This window comes from Sphingomonas sp., assembly GCF_048595155.1.
Taxonomy (GTDB): Bacteria; Pseudomonadota; Alphaproteobacteria; order Sphingomonadales; family Sphingomonadaceae; genus Sphingomonas_I.
In genome coordinates this window covers 72,659-94,162 of sequence record NZ_JBMDXN010000111.1, presented here as the reverse complement: position 1 = coordinate 94,162, position 21,504 = coordinate 72,659, and the positions used below count along the sequence as shown (strand labels likewise).

At 63.8% G+C, this 21,504-nt stretch carries 27 protein-coding genes; 21 read left to right on the top strand and 6 right to left on the bottom strand.

Annotated elements, in window-relative coordinates; genetic code table 11:
* Positions 1-14 precede the first annotated feature (14 nt).
* The 3 genes from ACOJSI_RS18355 to ACOJSI_RS18345 are packed head-to-tail and all read left to right on the top strand — an operon-like array spanning position 15 to position 1,851.
* Entirely contained in the window at positions 15-461 is a 447-nt protein-coding gene (locus tag ACOJSI_RS18355) for a DcrB-related protein (RefSeq protein ID WP_420139757.1), read from the top strand.
* Positions 461-1,591: a PAAR domain-containing protein gene (locus ACOJSI_RS18350; RefSeq protein WP_420139756.1), complete on the top strand. Its 1,131-nt coding sequence runs from the start codon at positions 461-463 to the stop codon at positions 1,589-1,591. The genes ACOJSI_RS18355 and ACOJSI_RS18350 overlap by 1 nt, the downstream gene beginning before the upstream one ends.
* Entirely contained in the window at positions 1,591-1,851 is a 261-nt protein-coding gene (locus tag ACOJSI_RS18345; protein WP_420139755.1) for a YrhB domain-containing protein, read from the top strand. The genes ACOJSI_RS18350 and ACOJSI_RS18345 overlap by 1 nt, the downstream gene beginning before the upstream one ends.
* Before the next feature lie 157 nt (positions 1,852-2,008).
* On the opposite strand, the gene ACOJSI_RS18340 is transcribed toward ACOJSI_RS18345, so the two are convergent.
* Positions 2,009-3,958 carry a PAS domain S-box protein gene (locus ACOJSI_RS18340; protein ID WP_420139754.1) on the bottom strand — a complete coding sequence of 650 codons (1,950 nt, stop codon included), beginning with the start codon at positions 3,956-3,958 and terminating at the stop codon, positions 2,009-2,011.
* A gap of 53 nt (positions 3,959-4,011) precedes the next feature.
* The gene (locus ACOJSI_RS18335) at positions 4,012-5,019 is read right to left on the bottom strand and encodes a DUF3667 domain-containing protein (protein ID WP_420139753.1); all 1,008 of its coding nucleotides are present in this window, start codon (positions 5,017-5,019) and stop codon (positions 4,012-4,014) included.
* Between the two features lie 107 nt (positions 5,020-5,126).
* On the opposite strand from ACOJSI_RS18335, the gene ACOJSI_RS18330 reads away from it, so the two are divergent.
* From ACOJSI_RS18330 to spt, 18 genes are all read left to right on the top strand, one after another.
* A complete protein-coding gene (locus ACOJSI_RS18330) occupies positions 5,127-6,395 on the top strand; it encodes a glutamate-5-semialdehyde dehydrogenase (protein ID WP_420139752.1) in 1,269 nt (422 codons plus the stop codon).
* Positions 6,359-7,024, top strand: coding sequence for a nicotinate-nucleotide adenylyltransferase (locus ACOJSI_RS18325; RefSeq protein ID WP_420139751.1), 666 nt, complete (start codon positions 6,359-6,361; stop codon positions 7,022-7,024). Before ACOJSI_RS18330 ends, ACOJSI_RS18325 begins: the two co-directional genes overlap by 37 nt.
* 77 nt (positions 7,025-7,101) lie before the next feature.
* Positions 7,102-7,449, top strand: a complete 348-nt coding sequence (gene rsfS / locus ACOJSI_RS18320) for a ribosome silencing factor (protein ID WP_420139788.1) — start codon at positions 7,102-7,104, stop codon at positions 7,447-7,449.
* Positions 7,450-7,872 carry a 23S rRNA (pseudouridine(1915)-N(3))-methyltransferase RlmH gene (locus ACOJSI_RS18315; protein WP_420139750.1) on the top strand — a complete coding sequence of 141 codons (423 nt, stop codon included), beginning with the start codon at positions 7,450-7,452 and terminating at the stop codon, positions 7,870-7,872.
* Positions 7,872-8,678, top strand: a complete 807-nt coding sequence (locus ACOJSI_RS18310; RefSeq protein ID WP_420139749.1) for a murein hydrolase activator EnvC family protein — start codon at positions 7,872-7,874, stop codon at positions 8,676-8,678. Before ACOJSI_RS18315 ends, ACOJSI_RS18310 begins: the two co-directional genes overlap by 1 nt.
* Before the next feature lie 99 nt (positions 8,679-8,777).
* Positions 8,778-10,142 carry a S41 family peptidase gene (locus ACOJSI_RS18305; RefSeq protein ID WP_420139748.1) on the top strand — a complete coding sequence of 455 codons (1,365 nt, stop codon included), beginning with the start codon at positions 8,778-8,780 and terminating at the stop codon, positions 10,140-10,142.
* Positions 10,142-10,615, top strand: coding sequence for a disulfide bond formation protein B (locus ACOJSI_RS18300; RefSeq protein WP_420139747.1), 474 nt, complete (start codon positions 10,142-10,144; stop codon positions 10,613-10,615). The genes ACOJSI_RS18305 and ACOJSI_RS18300 overlap by 1 nt, the downstream gene beginning before the upstream one ends.
* Positions 10,612-11,130, top strand: coding sequence for a demethoxyubiquinone hydroxylase family protein (locus tag ACOJSI_RS18295; RefSeq protein WP_420139746.1), 519 nt, complete (start codon positions 10,612-10,614; stop codon positions 11,128-11,130). The genes ACOJSI_RS18300 and ACOJSI_RS18295 overlap by 4 nt, the downstream gene beginning before the upstream one ends.
* A gap of 44 nt (positions 11,131-11,174) precedes the next feature.
* Positions 11,175-11,555 carry a hypothetical protein gene (locus ACOJSI_RS18290; RefSeq protein ID WP_420139745.1) on the top strand — a complete coding sequence of 127 codons (381 nt, stop codon included), beginning with the start codon at positions 11,175-11,177 and terminating at the stop codon, positions 11,553-11,555.
* 43 nt (positions 11,556-11,598) lie between these two features.
* Positions 11,599-11,970: a hypothetical protein gene (locus tag ACOJSI_RS18285; protein WP_420139744.1), complete on the top strand. Its 372-nt coding sequence runs from the start codon at positions 11,599-11,601 to the stop codon at positions 11,968-11,970.
* A 114-nt stretch (positions 11,971-12,084) separates the two neighbouring features.
* The gene (gene rplU / locus ACOJSI_RS18280; protein WP_420139743.1) at positions 12,085-12,471 is read left to right on the top strand and encodes a 50S ribosomal protein L21; all 387 of its coding nucleotides are present in this window, start codon (positions 12,085-12,087) and stop codon (positions 12,469-12,471) included.
* Positions 12,472-12,488: 17 nt separating this feature from the next.
* The gene (gene rpmA, locus ACOJSI_RS18275; protein ID WP_420139742.1) at positions 12,489-12,755 is read left to right on the top strand and encodes a 50S ribosomal protein L27; all 267 of its coding nucleotides are present in this window, start codon (positions 12,489-12,491) and stop codon (positions 12,753-12,755) included.
* Positions 12,756-12,917: 162 nt separating this feature from the next.
* Positions 12,918-13,442, top strand: a complete 525-nt coding sequence (locus ACOJSI_RS18270) for a GNAT family N-acetyltransferase (RefSeq protein ID WP_420139741.1) — start codon at positions 12,918-12,920, stop codon at positions 13,440-13,442.
* Between the two features lie 180 nt (positions 13,443-13,622).
* Positions 13,623-14,651: a GTPase ObgE gene (obgE, locus tag ACOJSI_RS18265; protein WP_420139740.1), complete on the top strand. Its 1,029-nt coding sequence runs from the start codon at positions 13,623-13,625 to the stop codon at positions 14,649-14,651.
* A complete protein-coding gene (gene proB / locus ACOJSI_RS18260; RefSeq protein WP_420139739.1) occupies positions 14,636-15,772 on the top strand; it encodes a glutamate 5-kinase in 1,137 nt (378 codons plus the stop codon). Before obgE ends, proB begins: the two co-directional genes overlap by 16 nt.
* Positions 15,772-16,674 carry an NAD-dependent epimerase/dehydratase family protein gene (locus tag ACOJSI_RS18255; RefSeq protein ID WP_420139738.1) on the top strand — a complete coding sequence of 301 codons (903 nt, stop codon included), beginning with the start codon at positions 15,772-15,774 and terminating at the stop codon, positions 16,672-16,674. The genes proB and ACOJSI_RS18255 overlap by 1 nt, the downstream gene beginning before the upstream one ends.
* Before the next feature lie 62 nt (positions 16,675-16,736).
* The gene (locus tag ACOJSI_RS18250; protein WP_420139737.1) at positions 16,737-16,985 is read left to right on the top strand and encodes an acyl carrier protein; all 249 of its coding nucleotides are present in this window, start codon (positions 16,737-16,739) and stop codon (positions 16,983-16,985) included.
* Positions 16,985-18,250 (top strand): serine palmitoyltransferase, encoded by a 1,266-nt coding sequence (spt, locus tag ACOJSI_RS18245; RefSeq protein WP_420139736.1) that lies wholly within the window; start codon positions 16,985-16,987, stop codon positions 18,248-18,250. Before ACOJSI_RS18250 ends, spt begins: the two co-directional genes overlap by 1 nt.
* 30 nt (positions 18,251-18,280) lie before the next feature.
* Here spt and aroC read toward each other — a convergent pair whose 3' ends face one another.
* From aroC to ACOJSI_RS18225, 4 genes are all read right to left on the bottom strand, one after another.
* Positions 18,281-19,351, bottom strand: a complete 1,071-nt coding sequence (aroC, locus tag ACOJSI_RS18240; RefSeq protein WP_420139735.1) for a chorismate synthase — start codon at positions 19,349-19,351, stop codon at positions 18,281-18,283.
* Positions 19,348-19,776, bottom strand: coding sequence for an endonuclease domain-containing protein (locus ACOJSI_RS18235; RefSeq protein ID WP_420139734.1), 429 nt, complete (start codon positions 19,774-19,776; stop codon positions 19,348-19,350). The genes aroC and ACOJSI_RS18235 overlap by 4 nt, the downstream gene beginning before the upstream one ends.
* Before the next feature lie 66 nt (positions 19,777-19,842).
* Entirely contained in the window at positions 19,843-20,646 is an 804-nt protein-coding gene (fabI, locus tag ACOJSI_RS18230) for an enoyl-ACP reductase FabI (protein WP_420139733.1), read from the bottom strand.
* On the bottom strand, positions 20,646-21,446 hold the full coding sequence (locus ACOJSI_RS18225; protein WP_420139787.1) for a YihY/virulence factor BrkB family protein: 801 nt from the start codon (positions 21,444-21,446) through the stop codon (positions 20,646-20,648). The genes fabI and ACOJSI_RS18225 overlap by 1 nt, the downstream gene beginning before the upstream one ends.
* Between the last annotated feature and the right edge of the window lie 58 nt (positions 21,447-21,504).

Below are 21,504 nucleotides of genomic sequence, written 5' to 3'. Positions count from 1 at the left end.
GGGGGGAGCAAAGTGTGCGGCATCGAACCAACGAATTGGGTTTCGAACGGCCGGACTGGCTTTTCGATCGCACTTACCACCTGTTCACGGTGGCGCCCGAGGGCCCCAGTCCCTTCAGCGTCGTCGTCTCGAAAGTGCCGATCGAAGACGAGACCTTGGACGAGATGGTCGATCGCATCGTCCACGATCTTCAACAGTCGCTCGACGCATTCACGCTGAACTTGCGCAAGCCGGACAAGGTCGCCGGCGAAGACGCTGTCATCCTGCAGTTCGAATGGGTTCAGGAAGGACGGCAGCTGTTTCAGCGGCAGGCAGCGCTGATACATGAGGGCCTTTCCGGGCGTTTACTGCATCAGATTGCGGCAACCGCAACCAGCGACGCCCGCCCACGGCATGTCGCGGGTTTCACCGAGCTGCTGGCGACGCTGCGTTTTCGCGCCCCAGACGATTCGTCCGACTGATGGCAGAAGCCGCCGCCCGCCTGCGCGATCCGATCCAGCATACGCGATCGCGCAGCATGTTGATCGTGGGCGCGGTGGTCGGCGGCGTGGTGGCAGGGGCGGTGACAATAGTGACCGCACCGGTTTCCATTCCCGTCCTCCTGGGTGCGGCCGGATTAGGCGTCGCCACCGGCGCAGGCATGGGAGAATTGGCGGGCCATTTCTCCTTTATGAAAGTGGTAACGGGCGAGATTGCCATGCCCGGTTCACCCAATGTGTTCATAAACGGCCGCCCAGCAGCCCGTGCGCATTTGGACTTGGTCGATTGCCGATGGCATCCCGCCCATCCTCCGGTGGCTCAAGGCAGCTTCACGGTATTCATCAACGGCATGCCGGCCGCTCGGAAAGGCGACCGCACCGCCTGCGATGCGGTGATCCTGGAAGGCTCACCCAATGTTTTTATCGGCGGTCCGACGAAGACAACGGACACCATCTCCCCCGAGGTGTCCGACAGGATGCACAAGACGGTGCAGCTCATCGGGCTTTGTAGTGCGGCAGTTCTCTTTGGTCCCGCAGTTGCACTGGTCGGCTGGTATGCGAGCGGGCCGATCGGCAAGGCTGTGCATAAGCTCAGCGGCACAGCCTTTGGGGAGGGAACGGACAAGCAAATTGCGGCAGAGCTTACTCTATCCGCGATGATGGTTGGTCTTGCTGGGCGGGGAGCGGCCCGAGGTGGCAGAGCGGGGCCCGCGAACAACGTACTTGCGGCAGAGCAAGAGGCAGGAACGATCCGGAACATAAATGCTGTCGGCGGCGACATGAACTGCGTCAATTGCGCAATAGCTACAGATGCGACCCTCGCCGGTAGGCCAGCTTCAGCGCTCGGCGGAGGCCCGTTTCGACTAACAGTTTTAGAAAAAGAGTTTGGAAATAAGTTTGGACCCGAAACATCTATCCAAAATATTTCATCCGCCATGCAAGAATCAGGCCCAGGATCACGAGGAATTGTTTTTGGGTCTCGCGGGACTAACGTCGGTCATGTATTCAATGTTACAAATCAGAAAGGAATCGTACGCTTTTTAGACGGTCAAACCGGTAAAGCCGCCGATGTAAGTGGATTCGACAGCTTTAGATTGCTAAGGACAAATTGATGAAAATTTCTTTAGAAAAAGCGAGAATTCTAGCAGACGAAGAGGTGAAGCGCCTCGGCAAAGAAAACAATGATGATTTTATCATCTTGGATAATTTGACAATTGAAAAAAATAATGGATGGCTATTTTTTTATAATACTCGCGATTTCTTCCTTTCTGGTAATGTGGTTGATTCCCTGGTTGGTAATGGACCGATATTTGTTAGTCATGATGGATTGTTAACGCGCCTTCCAAGCTCGCAACATTGGAAAGATAGCTAATGACAATACAGCAATTTCGCGTGAGGCATCGCCTTACATTAAGCTATTTCTCATATAGATGAACCTATACCTTGCCGCGTTATCTACGATTCTAGAGATAAACAATTACGCCTTATTGATTATCTCAGCCGAATTCCGGCGCGGCGCCGCTCTAAGGTCAGCCACCCGCCTTGCCGCGGATCACGCCCAGCAAGCCGTCCACTGTGTAGGGTTTTTGCAGCAGGTCGAAGCCGTGGCTGCCTTCTTCGGCGAGGACGTGGCTGTAGCCGCTGGTCAGGACGATCGGCAGATCGGGCCAGCGGCGGCGGACTTCGCGGCCTAGGTCGACGCCGTTCATGCCCGGCATGACGACGTCCGAGAAGACAAGGTCGAAGGCATCGCGGCGCTCTTCCAAAATGCGCAGGGCCTGTTCACCGCCGGTGGCCCAGGTGACCTGCTGGCCCAGTTCTTCCAGCAGGCTGCGGGCAAAGCCGCCCACCGCCTCATTATCCTCCACCAGCAGGACACGACGCTGTATGGTTGCCGGCTCCGGCTCCGCAATGGGGGGGATCAGTTCCTCATAGAAGCTATGGAGGCGCGGCAGATAGAGGGTGAAGCGCGTGCCGCGCCCCACCATGCTGTCCACCGCAATGTCGCCGCCGGATTGCTTGGCGAAGCCATAGACCTGGCTGAGCCCCAGTCCGGTTCCCTTGTTGATGTCCTTGGTGGTGAAGAAAGGCTCGAAGATCCGCAGCAGGGTGGCATCATCGATGCCGGTGCCGTTATCCTCGATCCAGACCCCCACGAAGGGGCCCTTGACGGCGGCGTGACGGCGTAGCGCGGGCACACCATCGACCCGTTTTGCCCCGATCCGGAGCGCCCCCCCGGCGGGCATGGCGTCACGCGCGTTGATCGCCATATTGAGGATGGCGGTCTCAAACTGATTAGGATCGGCTTCGACGGCGCCGACCTGATCGTCAATCTCATACTGCACGGATATCGGTGAGCCGAGCGTCGTCTGGATGAGTTGCCCCATGCCGCGCAGCCGGGCGGCGACATCGAACTGCTCCGGCCGGAGCGGCTGACGGCGCGCGAAGGCAAGCAATTGCCCGGTCAGATGCGCGGCCCGTTCCGCCGTTTCGGAAATAGCCTGCAGGTAACGCTGGCGCTTCTCCTCCGGCAGATCAGGGCGCGCCAGAAGATCGGCCGAGGCGCGGATCACGGTGAGCAGATTGTTGAAATCATGCGCCACCCCGCCGGTGAGGCGACCGATCGCCTCCATCTTCTGCGATTGGGCCAGCGCCTCCCGCGCGGACTGAACCTCTTGCTGCGCCTTCCACCGTTCGGTCAGATCGCGCGTCACCTTGGCAAAGCCGATCAGCGTGCCGGTCTCGTCATGGATCGGATCGATCAGGACGCTGGCGCGGAAACGGGTGCCATCCTTGCGGACGCGCCAGGATTCGGTTTCATATTTGCCGTCGGACAACGCCGTCGCGATCGCCCGCGCAGGCTCCCCCGCGGCGCGATCCTCTTCGGTGTAGAAACGCGAGAAATGCGTGCCGATCACCTCGTCGGCGGAATAGCCCTTGATCAGCGCCGCGCCGGCATTCCAGTTTGAAACATTCCCGTCCGGATCGAGCATGTAGATGGCGTAATCGCGCACGCCCTGCACGAGCAGGCGGAAGCGCTGCTCGCTGGCGTGCAGGGCCTGCGCCGCTTGCAGCTTATCGGTGATGTCGCGCGTGACCTTGGCATAGCCGATCAGGCACCCTGCCGCATCCCGAACCGGATCGATGACGACGCTGGTCCAGAAGCGGGTGCCGTCCTTGCGGACACGCCAGCCTTCCTGTTCGAACTTGCCCTCTTCCGCCGCAGCCCGCAGCGCGCGTGCGGGCAGCCCCGATGCGCGGTCCTCCGGCGTGTAGAACAGGCTGAAATGCCGGCCGATAATTTCGTCGGCGCAATAGCCCTTGAAGCGCTGCGCGCCGCTATTCCAGCTGGCGACGCGCCCCTGCGTATCGAGGAGGTAGATGGCGTAATCGGTAACGGCATTGACCAGCAGCTCAAATCGCCGATCGCCGCTCAATTCGCTCGCCGGCTCCTGTCCATCCGTGGGGAAATTCGTCATGATTCTAGGCACCTAGCGCCAAGAGGCTCGCGGCGCCAGCATCGCGCCGGCACCTAATCACTACCCATCCAGAACAGGAACGCCACGAACAGCGTCAGGGTTATAGTCGTGATGACCAGCAGTGCGAAGGTACGCCAGGCGGCGCCGAACCGACCAAGCCGATACGCGCCTTTCAGCTGCCGGTACATGTGGATCGGCGGCACGAGCATCGCGAGGAAGGCGATATATTGGGCCGTGAGGCCCAGCCGCCCTAGCAGCGTGAGGAGCACGACACCGAGCGACATGAAACTGATCGAATAGATCGCGAAGATCGCATGATCATACAGGCCAACATCGCGCCGAAACGCAAAGAGCAGCCAGATGAACGGCAGCGAGATCGGGATAAGCGCCCAGCTATATTTGTAGCCGTAGGTCTTGAATTTATAGATGGTAAGCGCCGGATTTTCGGACATGTGACGCACGCTCTGGTCAAACCACGACCAGCCGGTGTTGATATGGATGCCATGTTCGCCGGGATGCAGGGGATCCTGGATCATCGCGCCCACCTGCGCCGCGCGTTCCAGCCCCGGCATGTCATCCGAGATCGCCTGGATCCGGCGGTCCAATATGGCACGTTCCGCCGGGTTCGCCGTTTTGGCGCGCTCCCCTTGCAAGGTCGCGAGCACCGCCTTCTGCTTTGCAAGCTCTTCCGCCACGGGCTTGTTGATGTGGGCGCCCGCCGCGCCAGGCGAGACACGATGGCTCGACAGGTTCGAGACGACGGCGAACATCAGGAATACCGAGAATAAGAACAGCGCCATCGGGGACACGAACTTGGCGCGTTCGCCATCGACGTAGCGGCGCGTCAGCCGGCCGGGATGCCAGGCGAGCAAGGGCAAGGTGCGCCAGACCTTCCCTTCGAAGTGAAAGACGCCGTGCGCGATATCGTGCACCAGCGCGTTCAGATTACGGTGAAGATGGCCGGATTGTCCGCACACATGACAATAAGGGCCGATCCGCTCGGTCCCGCAATTGGCGCAAGGTCCGCCCTCGCCATGCGCAATACTTGCCGTGCCTGCCATTATGTTGCTGTTCCCCGCCCCCGCTGGAGCGTCCTTGTTGCCCAGCGAGCGACGCACGTCGAGAGGCTCTTGCTCGACGTCAGGACGAATTCTGCTAGGAGTTGGCCATGACCGAGGCTGCTCCCATCGATCCCGAAGCGCTCATCATCGAGATGGGGCGGCGCGCGCGTAGCGCCGCCGCCAAGCTTGCGCTGGCGCCCACGGAGATCAAGGCGGCCGCTTTAGCGGCGGCGGCGGCGGCGATCCGGGAAAGTACCGACGCCATCCTTTCCGCCAATGGCGAGGATATGGCGCGCGGCACGGCGAACGGCCTGTCCGCCGCGATGCTCGATCGGCTGAAGCTGACGCCCGAACGGATCGAAGGCATTGCGGCCGGTCTCGAAGCCGTGTCTCGCCTGCGCGATCCGGTCGGCCAGGAAATCGACCGCGATACCCGTCCCAATGGGCTGATCCTCTCGCGCGTGCGGGTGCCGCTGGGTGTGGTAGGTATCATCTATGAGAGCCGGCCGAACGTTACGGCCGATGCCGGCGGGCTGGCGATGATGGCGGGCAACGCCGCGATCCTGCGTGGCGGCTCCGAAGCACGATCGAGCAATCGCGCCATCCACCAGGCGCTGCAACAGGGGCTTGCCGCGTCGGGCCTGCCGGAGGACGCCATCCAGCTCGTTCCCGTCTCCGATCGCGCGGCCGTCGGCGCGATGCTCGCTGCATCCGGGCTGATCGACATCATCGTGCCGCGCGGCGGCAAGAGCCTGGTCGCACGCGTTCAGGCGGAGGCGAAGGTGCCGGTTCTGGCGCATCTCGACGGCATCGTGCATCTGTATATCGACAAGGCGGCGGAGCCCGAAATGGCGCGTACGATCGCGCTCAACGCCAAGATGCGCCGAACCGGCATTTGCGGAGCAACCGAGACATTGCTGATCGACCGCGCCTTTGCCGACCCAGCCCCCATCCTGTCGGCGATCGTCGACGCCGGATGCGAACTGCGCGGCACGGAGGAAATTCGCGCGATCGAGCCGCGGGCGGTGGCCGCTACGGCCGAGGATTGGGACACGGAATATCTCGACGCGATCCTGTCGGCGACGTTGGTCGATGGGGTGGAGGGCGCCATGACGCACATCGCGACGCATGGATCGCATCACACGGACGCGATCGTGACGCAGGATGAGGCGACTGCGGAACGCTTCCTCAACGAAGTGGATAGCGCCATCGTTGCCTGGAATGCCTCAACCCAGTTCGCCGACGGCGGCGAGTTCGGGTTGGGCGCGGAGATCGGGATCGCGACCGGCCGCCTGCACGCCCGGGGCCCAGTGGCGCTGGAGGGGCTCACAACCTACAAATGGCGCGTGAAAGGCACAGGCCAAGTCCGACCTTGATACCGACCGGCATTCTCGGCGGATCGTTCAATCCCGCCCATTCCGGCCACCGCCGGATCAGCCTGCATGCGATGGAGGCACTTGGCCTGGACGCGCTGTGGTGGCTGGTGTCGCCGGGCAATCCGTTGAAGGAGGGCAAAAGCGATATGGCGCCGCTGGCGGTGCGCCTGGCATCGGCCAACCGCATGGCGCGGGGCACGCGCATCGTCCCAACCACGATCGAGGCGCAACTCGGCACGCGCTATACCGCCGACACGTTGCGCAAGCTGGTAAAACGTTACCCGCATCGCCGTTTCATATGGCTGATGGGCGCGGACAATCTCGCCCAGTTTCACCGGTGGCGCGACTGGCGGACCATTGCGCGCACGATGCCGATTGCGGTGATCGCCCGTCCGGGGTATGATGGGCTCGCCCAAAACGCTCCGGCTATGGGCTGGCTCAGGCGTTACGTCCGGCGCTCAAGCCATTTGAAAAACTGGACGATCTGGAGTCCGCCGGCGCTCGTGCTGCTGCGCTTCCGCCCCGATCCATCTTCAGCGACGCGGCTGCGCGCCCTTCGTCCCGACTGGTCTTCGTCCATCAAAACCCATGGCCTGCGCGACCGCGTGTCGCGCCGTCTGCTCTCGTAGGAGGTTCTTTGCCCGCCAACGTTCCACGTTCCGCTGCCGAGCCCGCAGCAAGCAACCCGACCGATCCGGCCGACAGTATCGAGGCGCTCCATCAGCTGGTCCTTGCCTCGCTCGACGACGATCAGGCAGTTGAAACCGTATCTATCCCGCTCGCCGGGAAGTCGTCGATCGCCGATCATATGGTCGTGGCGTCCGGCCGCTCCAGCCGTCAGGTCAGTTCGATGGCCGCCAAGCTGGTCGAGAAGATCAAGGGCCTGACCGGCCGGTCTCCTCGGGTGGAAGGCATGCCGACCGCCGATTGGGTCCTGATCGATGCCGGCGACGTCATCGTTCACCTGTTCCGGCCGGAAGTCCGCAGCTTCTATAATCTGGAGCGTATGTGGTCGTTCGGAGAGGCGCCGCGCCCCGAGGCTGTCGCGAACTAAGTGCTGCTGCATATCGTGGCGCGCGGCCGCATCGGCCGCAGCGCCGAGGCGGATCTGGTTGATCGCTACCTCGTGCGCGTCGCCTGGCCGACGAAGGTCACCGAGCTGCCCGATCGCGGCGGCAAGATGCCGCCCCTGCCCACCGGCGCCAAAACCGTCCTGCTCGATGAGAAAGGCAAGAGCCTGAACTCGATCGCCTTTGCCGATCAGCTCGGCCGCTGGCGCGATGATGGCGTGCGCGAGACGCGGTTCCTGATCGGGGCGGCGGATGGATTCGACGACGACGCCCGCGCCCAGGCCGATCTGCTGATCAGCTTCGGCGCGATGACCTGGCCGCACATGATGGCCCGCGCCATGCTGGCCGAACAATTGTGGCGCGCCAGCAGCATCCTTGCCGGCCACCCTTATCATCGCGAGGGGTGATGTTGGTCGCGCTTGCCCTGGCCGCCGCCCCGCTGTCCCAGGCTTCGGTCGAGGCGCGACTGCGCGACCTGGATCGCGCGGTACGGGCGCAGGAAGCGCAACTGGCGGCACAACAGGCGCCGCTGGCAGCCCTGCTGGCGACGGCGCAACGGCTGGCCTTGCGTCCGCCGGCCATGGCGTTGGCCAAGCCGGAGACGATCGACGAGATGGTGCGCACCCGCGCCCTGATCGCGGCGCTTGCGCCGGAGATCCGCCGCCGCACGGCAGCGCTCCGCCGCGACATCGTGAAGACCGCTGCGTTGCGGGCGGAGACCGAGCAGATGCTTGCCGCCTTGCTCGACAGCCGCTTCCGCGCCGCGCCGGCGCAGAATGATGCCGTGATCGACCGGCTAAAGGCTTTGCCGGGACCAACGTCGACCGACATACAGTACCCACGCCCGGTCGGCGCATACCGCCTGCCGGCGCCGGGAACGGTGCTGGTGGGAATGGGAGAACAATCCGATGTGGGGGTGCGGGCGCGAGGCCTGACGCTCCAAACGCCACCTGGCGCGACCGTATCGGCGCCGGCACGCGGGCGTGTCGCCTATGCCGGGCCGTTTCGGGGCTATGGCGACATCGTGATCCTGGATCATGGCCATGGCTGGACGACGCTGCTGGCGGGGCTGGAGCTGGTGACGGCCAGCGGCGGGGACATCGTCGATGCCGGCCGGCCGGTCGGGCATATGGCGCGCACGATGCCGCGGCTCACGATCGAGCTCCATCATGCCGGGCGGCCGGTGGATGTCGCGGCGATGATCCTGCAATGACGCCAGCAAGCCTCTATACAGGGATGCTGTTGCAATGCGGTTTCACGTGCGGCGCGAAGCGTCTACAGCGACAGCAACCGATGAAAGATTCCCGTCCCGATGCGTAAAATCCTGATCCGCGGCGGCGGCTTCGTGGCCGCGGCCCTCGTCTTGTCCTCGCTGGTCGCTGCGCCCGCGGCGAGCGATGCCGACGACTATAAGGAACTCGATCAATTCATGGCCGTGTTCGAGCGGGTGAAGGCGGATTATGTCGACAAGGTCGACGACAAGGCCCTGATCAAGGGCGCGATCGACGGCATGTTGTCCAGCCTCGATCCGCACAGCTCCTACATGGATGCGCATGACTATAAGAACATGCGCTCCACCACGGAGGGAAATTATGGCGGTTTAGGCCTGACCGTGCAGATGGACGAGGGCGCGGTGAAGGTCGTCGCGGCGAGCGAGGACACGCCGGCCTATCGCGCCGGAATCAAGCCGGGCGATTATATCACCAACCTCGATGGCAACTTGATCTACGGGGATTCGCTGGACGCATCGGTCGACAAGATGCGTGGCACGCCTGGGACCAAGATCAAGCTCACGATCGTGCGTCCCGGCCGCGACAAGCCGTTCGACGTGACGCTGACGCGCGAGATCATCGAGATCAAGCTGGTGAAGTCAGAGGTCAAGAACGGCGTCGGCATCATCAACATCAATGGTTTCTCGAAGCCAACCGGCCCGGGCGTCGAAAAAGCGATTGCGGACATCAACCGCCAGACCGGTGGGCATCCGCTGGGCTATGTCATCGACCTTCGCAACAATCCTGGCGGATTGCTGGATCAGGCGATCGAGGTATCGGATATCTTCCTCGACCATGGCGAGATCGTCTCGCAGCGCGGTCGCGAAAAGGGCGACATCGAGCGTTATTTCGCCGAGTCCAAGGTGCGCGGCGATCTGACCCACGGCCTGCCGATCGTGGTGCTTGTCGATGCGGGTTCGGCGTCGGCGGCGGAGATCGTCGCGGCAGCCCTGCAGGATCAGCGCCGCGCGATCGTCATGGGCGAACGCAGTTTCGGCAAGGGATCGGTGCAGACGCTGCTGCCGCTGAGCGACGATACCGCGCTGCGGCTCACGACAGCGCGTTATTACACGCCATCCGGCCGGTCGGTGCAGGAAGGCGGCGTCGAGCCGGACATCCTTGTCCCGCAGCTTTCCGATCCCGATTACAAGGCCCGCCCGCGTCTGCGCGAAGCCGATCTACGCCGCCACCTGCTCAACCAGGCCAAGGTCGACAATAGCGTGCTGGAGAGCGACACCACGCCCGATCCGCGGTTTACGGCGACCCCGGAAAGCCTGAAGAAAGCCGGCGTGGACGATTTTCAGCTCGATTATGCGGTCAAGACGATCGCGCGGCTCGCCAGCCCGGCCGTGCAGGTGGCGATGAACAGCGCCACCGCTACCCCGAAGCCGAAGGGCAAACGCTGATGCTTTCGCCTGCCCGTATGCTGGCATTGTTGATCCCGCTCGGCCTCATGGCGGGTGCGCTCGGGTCGCAATATCTTGGCGGTCTTAGCCCCTGCGAAATGTGCATGTGGCAACGCTGGCCGCATTATGCGGCGATCGTCGCCGCGCTGCTGGCGATCCTGCTCCGCAAGACCGCGCTCAGCCTTCCGCTGACGATCCTGGCGGCCCTTCTGATCCTGACGAGCGGCGGGCTGGGTGTCTATCATGCCGGCGCCGAATATGGCTGGTGGAAGGGGCCGGAGCATTGCACCGGCTTTGCCCGCGGCACGGGCACCGATCTGTTGAAGTCGATCCTCGCCCAGCCGTTGATCCGGTGCGACGTCCCGCAATGGACGCTGTTCAAGATCAGCCTGGCTGGATGGAATGCGCTCTTTTCGATCGCGGGCGGAATCGCCGTTCTCGTGCTCGCTTTGACCAAGCCGAGGGCGGCATGAGCAGCGCGAAGGAGCGCGCCGCCATGGTGCGGGTCGATCAAGCCGGGGAATTCGGCGCGACCCGCATCTATGCCGGCCAATTGGCGGTCATGGGCGCTCGCCATCCGACGGCACGCGCCATTTCCCACATGGCAGCGCAAGAAGAGCGGCATCGCGCCCGGCTGGATGCGCTGCTGGTCGAGCGCCGGGTGCGGCCGACCTTGCTTGAGCCGTTCTGGAACGTCGCGGGCTTCGCACTTGGCGCGGCCACGGCGCTGATCGGGCCCGAGGCGGCGATGGCGTGCACCGCGGCGGTCGAGACTGAGATCGACCTTCATTATGGTGCACAGCTCGCCCAATTAGGTGATGACGATCCCGAGCTGGGCGGGATCATCACGGAGTTCCAGGCAGAGGAAGTCGAGCATCGCGAAACGGCGCTCGCGGCAGGAGCGGAGCGCGCGCCGGCCTATCCTTTGCTGTCGGCTGCGATCAGGATGGGCTGCCGCGCGGCAATCCGCCTATCCGAACGGATATGATTGGGCGCCTTGCGCGTTCGACCCGAGACTGGAGGAGAATGGCCATGATCAAGCACATGTTGCTCCCTGGGGCTGCGATCCTCGCTACGCTTGTCGGAGCGCCGGCATTCGCCCAGCAGAATGACCGCGCTTTGGTGGTCTATGGCAGCGACCCCTGCCCGGAAGGCACGATCTGCGTGCGTGCACCGGAAAGCGAGCGTTATCGCATCCCCCAATCGCTAAGGTCCGGGCCCCTCGCACCCAAGGATCAGCCTTGGTCGCAGCGCGCGGCGTCCGTTTCCAACGTCGGCGCGGCGGGCACAGGCAGCTGCACCAATACCGGTGCCGGCGGCTGGACGGGCTGTTGGGGCCAGCAGATGCGGGCTGCGCGAGCCGAAAAGAAGCAGGACGCCGCCGCCATCGCCGAATCGCCCTTGCCCAAGTGAGTCGTTCAGGGCGCGCTCATCGATTGAGGCGGATGAAACAGGCATGACGCGCGCACTCCTCCTGCCCTTGCTGGCGCTCGTCGCCGCCCCTGCCGCGATGGCGGCCAAGCCCGCGCCGGCGAGCGGGACGACGGAGCGAATCGCCACACTCGTCATCTTCGGCGACGATCCCTGCCCCCGCAGCACTGCCGACGAGGTGGTTGTCTGCGCCAGGCAGCCGGAGAGCGAGCGCTATCGCATTCCCAAGCAGTTTCGCGGACGCCAATATAATGCCGCCCGCGACGGCAGCTGGGCTGGCACGGCCAAGGTGCTGGAATATATCAGCCGTGAGGGCTTGCCCGACAGCTGCTCCCCGATCGGCTCCAACGGGCAGACCGGGTGTTTCCGTAAGTTCCTGGAGCAGAACGCCCGCTAAGGGGCTTTCCTGCGCCTTTACCTTGACAGCGGACGTCAAAGCGCATAGCTGGCGCGCTTTCGCGGGCCCCTTCGGGACGGCCTTCGATCCGGAATTCAAAAGTAAGAGAGAGCCATGTTCGCTATCGTGCGCACTGGCGGCAAGCAGTATCGCGTCGCCGCCGGAGATAAGATTGTCGTCGAAAAGCTGGATGGAGACGCCGGTGCGGCCGTCACGCTGGGCGACGTTCTGCTTGCGGGCGAAGGCTCGGAGCTGCGCTCGGTCGAGGGTCTGACGGTTTCGGCGGAGATCCTAGCCCAGGGCCGCGGCGACAAGGTGATCGTGTTCAAGAAGCGCCGCCGCCACAATTATCGGCGCCGCAACGGCCACCGCCAGTATCACACGGTCCTGAAGATCACCGCGATCGGCGATCACAAGGCTGACGACAACAAGGCTGCGGCAAAGAAGTCCTCGGCCAAGAAGACCGCTCCGGAAGCCGCTCCCGCGGCCGCCGAAGCGTAAGCAGGAGCTAACGAGCAATGGCACATAAGAAAGCAGGCGGCTCGTCGCGCAACGGCCGCGATTCGGCAGGCCGCCGCCTTGGCGTCAAGAAGTTCGGTGGCGAAACCGTCATCGGTGGCAACATCATCGTCCGCCAGCGCGGCACGAAGGTCTATCCCGGCGTGAACGTCGGCATGGGCAAGGACCATACCCTGTTTGCACTCGGCGAGGGCCGCGTCGCCTTCCACACGGGCAAACTGGGTCGTTCGTACGTAAGCGTGATTACCGCGGAAGCGGCCGAGTAACGGACGAACGTGAAAACGGGTCGTCCACAGGGCGACCCGAAGATCCGGTACGCTGGATCATCAGGGAGACGGGTCGCCCCGCCTCCCTTTTTCGTGTCTCCCTGATGCCTGTGTCGCGGCGGCGTCATGCTTCCGCGGCAGGGCGAACAAAGGAGACGATTCATGTTCGCGATCACCGAACGATTGCTGTTGAGACCGGGCTGGGCCGAAGACGCGCCAGCCTTGTCCCGCGCGCTCAGCGACGAGCGAATCGTGCGCAACCTGTCGCGAGTTCCCTGGCCTTACGGCCTGGCCGACGCCGAACACTTCCTTGCGCGGCCGCAGGAGCCGCGGCGTCCGCGCTTCCTTATCTGCCTGCGCGACCGGCCGGAGCCGATTGGCGTCATCAGCATCCAGGACGATATTCCGAACCTGGGCTATTGGATCGCGCGGGATCATTGGGGCAAGGGCTATGCCACCGAAGCAGGCCGCGCGGTCGTGGCGCTTGCCGATGAAAGCTTGCGGCTGCCCCGGCTCATCGCCAGCCACGCCACCGACAATCCTGCGTCAGGGAAGGTATTGCGCAAGCTGGGCTTCGTGCCGACCGGTGCCACGGGCTGGGCGACCAGCCACGCGCGGACGGAACCGATAGAGATGCAGTTGCTGGCGCGGGACGGCGACCAGCGCGCGAAAGCGATGGCGGCCTGACACCCGCCGTCCTAGCTCACCCGGCAGATATTCCACGCCGGCCCGCAGACCGGAAGGCTGTGCCCTTCTGATCTGCGGCGGCAAGCACCGTTCAGGCAGTGCGCAATATGTGCGAGGCGCCGGAGGCGGGCATCGCGCAAAGCGCTTCGCCTGAGGCCATTCTGGTTCTATGCGGCAGCGATGCATTTTTTAGATCAAGCCAAGATCTTCATCCGCTCCGGGAGCGGCGGGCCGGGCGCGGTGTCGTTCCGGCGTGAGAAGTTCATCGAATATGGCGGCCCCGATGGCGGCAATGGCGGTAAAGGCGGGGACATCATCTTTGAGGCGGTGCCCGGCCTCAACACGCTGATCGACTTTCGCTACACGCAACATTTCCGGGCACAGCGCGGCAGCCCGGGCGCCGGCACCGATCGCACCGGAGCCGGCGGCGAGGATCTGGTCATCAAGGTCCCGGTCGGAACGCAGGTTCTGTCGGACGACAAGGAACAGGTGCTGGCAGACTTCACAGAGGTTGGTCAGCGAATCGTCTTCCTGAAGGGAGGCGACGGCGGCCGCGGCAATGCCAGCTACAAGACCTCGACCAATCGTGCGCCCCGGCAGCATGGCCCCGGCTGGCCGGGCGAGGAAATGTATGTCTGGCTGCGGCTGAAGCTGCTGGCCGATGCCGGACTGGTGGGCTTGCCCAATGCCGGCAAGTCGACCTTCATCAATGCCGTCAGCAATGCCGGTGCCAAGGTGGGCGCCTATCCGTTCACCACGATCCATCCCCAGTTGGGGGTTGCCAGCCGGTTCGGGCGCGAGTTCGTCATCGCCGACATTCCCGGCCTGATCGAGGGTGCGGCAGAGGGCGCAGGGATCGGCGATCGGTTCCTGGGCCATATCGAGCGATGCCGCGTGTTGTTGCACCTGGTGGACGCCAGCGGTGACGATCCGATCGAGGCTTGGCGGATCGTGCGGGGCGAGCTTGAAGCTTATGGTGCGGGCCTGGTCGACAAACCTGAAATCCTGGCGCTCAACAAGATCGATGCGCTCGATCCGAAGGACGTCGCGAAGCTGGCCAAGAAACTTGCCAAGGTCGCGGGCGAGACGCCGATCCTTCTGTCCGGCGCAAGCGGCGAAGGCGTGGATGTCGCGCTCGATCGCATCGTCGCCGAGCTGGGGCCGGTCACACCAAAGGCCGAGGAAGCCGAAGAATGGTCGCCCATCTAGGCGCGGCCCGCTTCGCGCCCGGCATGTGCCAGCGGCTGATCATCAAGATCGGCTCGTCGTTGCTGGTCGACCCCGCCGGCACGATCCGGCGGGAATGGCTGACCGGGATCGTAGCCGACATCGCGGATCGATCCCGCGCCGGGCAGCAGATCGCGATCGTCTCCTCCGGCGCGATTGCCTTGGGCGCACGTCGCCTGGGTCTCCAAAAAGGAGGACGTGCCACGCTGGAGGATGCGCAGGCCGCGGCAGCGACGGGTCAGATCGGGCTCAGCCATGCCTGGGCCGAACTGCTCGGGGGCCAAGACCTCACGGCCGCGCAGATGCTGGTCACGCTCGGCGACCTGGAGGACCGGCGCCGATATCTGAACGCAGCAGCGACGCTGGATCGGCTTCTCGCGCTCGGCGTGATCCCAGTGATCAACGAGAATGACTCGGTTGCGACCGAAGAGATACGCTTCGGCGACAATGATCGACTGGCGGCGCGGATCGCGCAGGCGGCGGGCGCCGGCGGCGTTATCCTGCTATCCGATGTCGACGGTCTCTATACGGCCAACCCCAACCGCGATCCCGCCGCCACATTGATCCCGGAAGTCACCGAGATCGATGCCGGGATCCGAGCCATGGCCGATTCGGGCTCCGATTCGGGGATGGGATCGGGCGGAATGGTATCGAAACTGGAAGCGGCGCGAATCGCACAAGCCGGCGGTGCGCATCTCGCGATCATCTCGGGCAAGACCGACCATCCTTTGGCCTCGTTTACGGAGAGCGGACGTGGCACCGTCTTCGTGAGCCCCGGCGGGGCCTCCGCCCGTAAAGCCTGGCTTGCGGGTCGGCTGACCGCCCATGGCAGAGTAACGGTTGATGCCGGCGCGGTCGCCGCGTTGCGGCAGGGATCGAGCCTTCTCGCCGCAGGGGCCGTGGCGGTGGACGGACGATTTGCCCGCGGCGACGTGATCGAGATTACCGATCCGGCCGGGCTGAAGGTGGCGCGGGGCCTCAGCGAATATGATGCGGTGGATGCCGCACGCATCGTGGGCCACCGGCGCGACGCCCATGCCGCCTTGCTCGGCTATGCGCCGCGCGCGGCGCTGGTGCATCGCGATCATCTGGTGCTGCTCTAATGCGGATCGCCATCACCGGCGGAACCGGCTTCGTCGGCTCCCATCTCATCGAACAGGCGCTGGCCGCCGGTCATCAGGTGCGGGCGCTCACGCGTCGCCCCCAGCCGCCCCAGCTGGGATTGACCTGGATCGACGGCGCACTGGATCAACCGCAAAGCCTCGCGCGTCTGTGCAGCGGCTGCGATGCGGTCGTTCATGTCGCGGGCGTGATCAACGGCTCGCCCGAAGCCTTTCATGCCGGCAATGTGATGGGGACCGAAGCGATGCTGGCCGCGGCAGCAGGCGCCGGCATCACACGCTTCATCCATATTTCGTCGCTGGCCGCGCGCGAGCCGCAGCTTTCGACCTATGGCCGCTCCAAATATGAATCCGAAGAGCCGGTGATCGCGGCGGGGCGCAACTGGACGATCATTCGCCCGCCCGCCGTCTATGGGCCACGCGATCGCGAAATGCTGGACCTGTTTCGCTTCGCCAAGCGTCGCCTCTTACCGCTACCCCCGGGTGGGCGCCTTTCCCTCATCCACGTACAAGACTTGTGCGCACTTATTCTGACCTGCCTCGGCAGGGAAACGAGCTTTTGCCGCACCTATGAGCCTGATGATGGTCGTGATGGCGGCTGGACGACCGTCGAGCTGGCGCGGGCGATCGGACGCGCGGTCGGCAAAAGCGTCGTGCCCTTATCCATGCCCAAGGCCCTGTTGCCGATCGGCGTACGGCTCGACCGGCTGATCCGCGGTGAGAAGGCCAAGCTCACGCCGGACCGGGTCGCTTATTTCTGCCATCCGGATTGGACGGCCGCGCCGCATGCGCGCCCCCCGAGCGAGCTATGGACGCCGCGCATTTCCACGGAGGAAGGGCTGAAAGCGACCGCGCAATGGTATCGCGCCGAGGGTTGGCTTTAGAAACGCCGCCTTCATGCCGCAATCGCTTGGCAAGGCCGCGCAACCTTCCGTAAAGGCGGATCATGAACGATCACGACGAAATCTTCGAACGCGTTGCCGAGCAGATCGAGCCCTTCAACAAGAAGGGCATCTCGCTCACCACCGACACGACCTTTGCGGGCGACCTGGAATGGGACAGCCTGACGGTGATGGATTTCGTCGCCGCGATCGAGGACGAGTTCGACATTCTCATCACGATGAACATGCAGGCCGACATCGAGACGATCGGCCAGCTGGTCGATACGATCGCCAAGCTGAAGAAGCCGAACTGATGACCGACGCCATCGACACGCCCGAAGATGTAAGCCTGGCCGATCTGCCGAACCCGGCCGGCGCGCACGATCTGCTGAGTAAGTTCAAGCCGCTGATCAACGAACGCGAGGCATTGCTCGCCACCGGCGTTCGCGACCCATTTTCGATCGTGATGACCGAGGTTAAATCGCCGACATTGGCGGTGATCCAGGGCAAGGATACGATCCTGCTCGGTACCTACAATTACATGGGCATGACGTTCGACCCCGATGTGGTCGCCGCCGGCAAGAAGGCCCTGGACGAATTTGGTTCGGGCACCACCGGCAGCCGCGTGCTCAACGGCACGTACCAAGGCCACAAAGAGTGCGAGGACGCGCTCAAGGAATTTTACGGCACCGACCACGCAATCGTCTTTTCGACGGGCTACCAGGCCAATCTTGGCGTGATCTCGACGCTCGCCGGCAAGGGCGATTACATCATCCTCGACGCCGACAGCCACGCGTCGATCTATGACGGTTGCTGGCTCGGCAATGCCGAGATTGTCCGCTTCCGGCACAATAGCGTCGAGGATCTCGACAAGCGGCTCGGGCGCCTGCCCAAGGATGCGGGCAAGCTGGTCGTGCTCGAGGGCGTCTATTCGATGTTCGGCGATGTCGCGCCGCTGCCCGAGATGGTTGCGGTCGCCAAGAAGCATGGCGCCATGATCCTGTGCGACGAAGCGCACGGCATGGGCTTTTTCGGGCCCAATGGTCGCGGCGTCTATGAAGAGATGGGCGTCGAAAAGGACATCGACTTCGTCGTCGGCACCTTCTCGAAATCGGTCGGCACGGTGGGCGGCTTCTGTGTTTCCAATCATCCGGATTTCGAGGTGCTGCGTCTCGTCTGCAGGCCCTATGTGTTTACGGCCTCGCTACCGCCGTCGGTGGTCGCCACCGCCGCCACCTCTATCCGCAAGCTGATGCATGCCGGGGATAAGCGCGCGCATCTGTGGAAGAATAGCAGACGCCTGCACCAGGGGCTGCGGGAGCTGGGGTATCAAATCGCGACGGAAACCGCACAGTCGGCGATCATCGCGGTGATGCTGCCCGATCAGGAAACCGCCGTCGCGCTGTGGCAGGCGCTGCTGGAAGGCGGGCTGTACGTGAATTTGGCGCGTCCCCCGGCGACCCCGGCGGGAACCTTCCTGCTGCGCTGCTCGCTCTGCGCCGAGCATAGCGACGCCCAGGTCGGGCAGATCATCGACATTTTCGCTGCCGCCGGGCGCGCGGTCGGCTGTATCGCCTGATCCGCTGACCCCGGCCCACTGTCGTACCGGTCAGCCGATCTGGGCGCGGTGCAGCAGCTTCTGATCGGCGAGCACGAGCGCCATCATTGCCTCGACCACCGGCGCGCCGCGAATGCCGACGCATGGATCATGCCGCCCCTTGGTGCGGATCTCGGCCGGCTCGCCGTCATTGCCGATCGTCTCGACCGGCGTCAGGATCGACGAGGTCGGCTTGAACGGTACGCGCACCACCACCGGCTGACCGGTGGAAATGCCGCCGAGGATGCCGCCGGCATGATTGGATAAGAAAGACGGCTTGCCATCTGGCCCGGGCCGCATCGCATCCGCATTCTCCACCCCGGTCGCGCGCGCGGCGGCAAAGCCGTCGCCGATCTCAACCCCCTTGGCGGCATTGATGCTCATCATCGCCGCGGCCAGTTCGCTATCGAGCTTGGCATAAAGCGGAGCGCCCCAGCCAACCGGCACGCCTTCTGCCACGCATTCCACGACCGCGCCGACCGAAGAGCCGTCCTTACGCGCGCGATCCACGATCGCCTCCCAGCGCGCTGCGGCTGCGGCGTCGGGACAGAAGAAGGGATTATTCTCGATCTCGGCCGCGGCGAAGGCGCCGCGGTCGATCGCGTCGCCGCCCAGCTCGACCAGATAGGCCAGGATCCGCACTTCGGGGATCACCAAGCGCGCCACCGCACCCGCCGCCACCCGCGCCGCCGTTTCGCGCGCAGAGGACCGGCCGCCGCCGCGATAATCGCGGAAGCCATATTTGGCATCGTAGGTATAATCGGCGTGTCCCGGCCGATACGCCTTGGCAACGTCGGAATAATCCTTCGAGCGCTGGTCGACATTCTCGATCATCAGGCTGATCGGCGTGCCGGTCGTGCGCCCGTCGAACACGCCCGAGAGGATGCGGACCTGATCCGGTTCCTGCCGCTGGGTGGTGAAGCGCGACGTGCCCGGCCGGCGTTTTTCGAGCCAAGGTTGGATGTCGGCTTCCGTCAGGTCGAGCCCCGGTGGACAACCGTCCACCACCGCGCCGAGCGCCGGCCCATGGCTCTCGCCCCAAGTCGTGAAACGGAAGACGCGCCCGAACGTGTTGTAGCTCATTCCGCCCTCTCCGCTTGGGGGAGAGGGTGTCCATGCGAAGCGTGGGCGGGTGAGGGTGCGGCGGACAAAAGCATAGCGCGGATCGCGCCAACCACACCCTCAATGTTCTTCATCACTTCGGCGTTGGTAAACCGAACCACGCGATATCCCTCATGCTCCAAGAAGGCCGTACGACGCTCGTCCTTCGCGGCGGCTTCTGGGCCTTCATGCGTACGACCATCGACTTCCATTACAAGTCTTGCCGACTGGCAGACGAAGTCGCCAAAGTAGATGCCGAGCCGCTGCTGGCGCCGGAATTTGCGACCGTCAAGCGAGGCACCACGCAGAGCCGACCAGAGCCTCTGTTCGGCGGGGGTTGAATCCCGACGAAGTTGGCGCGATCTGGCGACGGATTGATCGCCCTCGTTGTAGCGGGTCTGCGGCATCCGGCGTCACCCACACCCGCCCCTGCGTTGCAGGGGCACCCTCTCCCCCAAGAGGAGAGGGATCTTTCAAGCCAAAGCGATGTCGGGGGCGTCTTCGGCTTTCATGCCGATGACGTTGTAGCCGGCATCGACATGGTGGATTTCGCCCGTAACGCCGCTCGCGAGATCGGACAGAAGGTAGAGGCCGGCGCCGCCGACTTCCTCAATCGTGACGTTGCGGCGAAGCGGGCTGTTAAGCTGATTCCACTTGAGGATGTAATTGAAATCGCCGATCCCGCGCGCGGCCAGCGTCTGGATCGGGCCGGCGGAGATCGCGTTGACGCGGATAGTCTCGGGCCCGAGATCCATCGCCAGATATTTGACGCTGGTTTCCAGCGCAGCCTTGGCGACGCCCATGACGTTGTAATGCGGGACGACCTTCTCGGCACCATAGTATGTCAGAGTTAGGATCGAGCCGCCGTTCGGCATCATCGCCCGCGCCCGCCGTGTGACCGCCACGAATGAGTAGGCCGAGATGTTCATCGTCATCAGGAAATTGTCGAGGCTGGTGTCGACATAAAGCCCGCGCAGCTCATTCTTGTCGGAAAAGCCGATCGCATGGACGAGGAAGTCGATTGTCGGCCAGCGCTCCGCCAGTTCCGCGAAGGCGCGGTCCAGATTGGCGGGGTCCGACACGTCGCAATCGACGAGATGCGGCACGCCCAGTTCCTGCGCGAGCGGGCGAACCCGCTTTTCCATCGCCGCACCCTGGTAGCTGAACGCCAATTCTGCGCCTTGGGCGCTCAAAGCCTTGGCAATGCCCCAGGCGAGGGATTTTTCGTTAGCGAGACCCATGATGAGCCCCCGCTTTCCTTCCATCAGCCCGGCCATTATTCCTCCGTTGATGCTGCCTCTTCGCCCCTTACGCTGTGGTGCGGGGTAGATGCCAGCGCTGCGTTCAAGTGGGCACCGATGACGAGGCCGAACCCTACCAGCCAGAAGAAGAATAAGGCGACGACGAAACCGGCGAGGCTGCCATAGGTCCGTCCATAGCCGCCGAGCAACCCCAGCAGCCATGGTAGAAGCGCGCTGGTTAAAGCCCACCAGACGGTGGTGAAGGCCGCGCCGGGCCATTTGGGGCATTTACTCCAGCGATATTTGCTGGGCGTGAGCGAATAGAAGATCAGGTACAAAGCGAAGAACAAGGCAGCCAGCGGCGCCAGCCGGCCCCACCCGATCCACCCGGTAATCTCCTCGGAACCCGGCACGAGGCGGTCGAGAAAATTGGCGATGCCGGTCAGCAGCAATTGCGCGGTGAAGGCTGCCAGCATCAGCATCACCGCGCCGACGATCAGCACGCCCGACCATAAGCGATAATGCCAGAAGGGCTTGGAAAAGCGCATGCCATAAGCACGGCGCAATATGTCCCGGATCGTTTCGATGAAGCTGCCGGTCGTCCACAATCCCACCAGCGCGCCTGCCCACAACAGGGCGCCGGTGCGTTGCTTCAGCACATCCTCGATCGGCTGGCTCAACAGGGCCCGTACCGAACGCGGCAAGGTACGCAGGAAGCTGTAGACCGCATTTTCGGTATCGTAGCCGTGGCCGACCGCGTGGGCCAAAGCGGCCAGCACGATGAAGAACGGGAAGAGCGAGATCAGCGCCAGGTAAGCGAGGTTGCCCGCATGGATGAAGCCATCGGAATAGACGCCGACAGCGATCCGCTTGAGAATGTTGAACAGGCGCGAA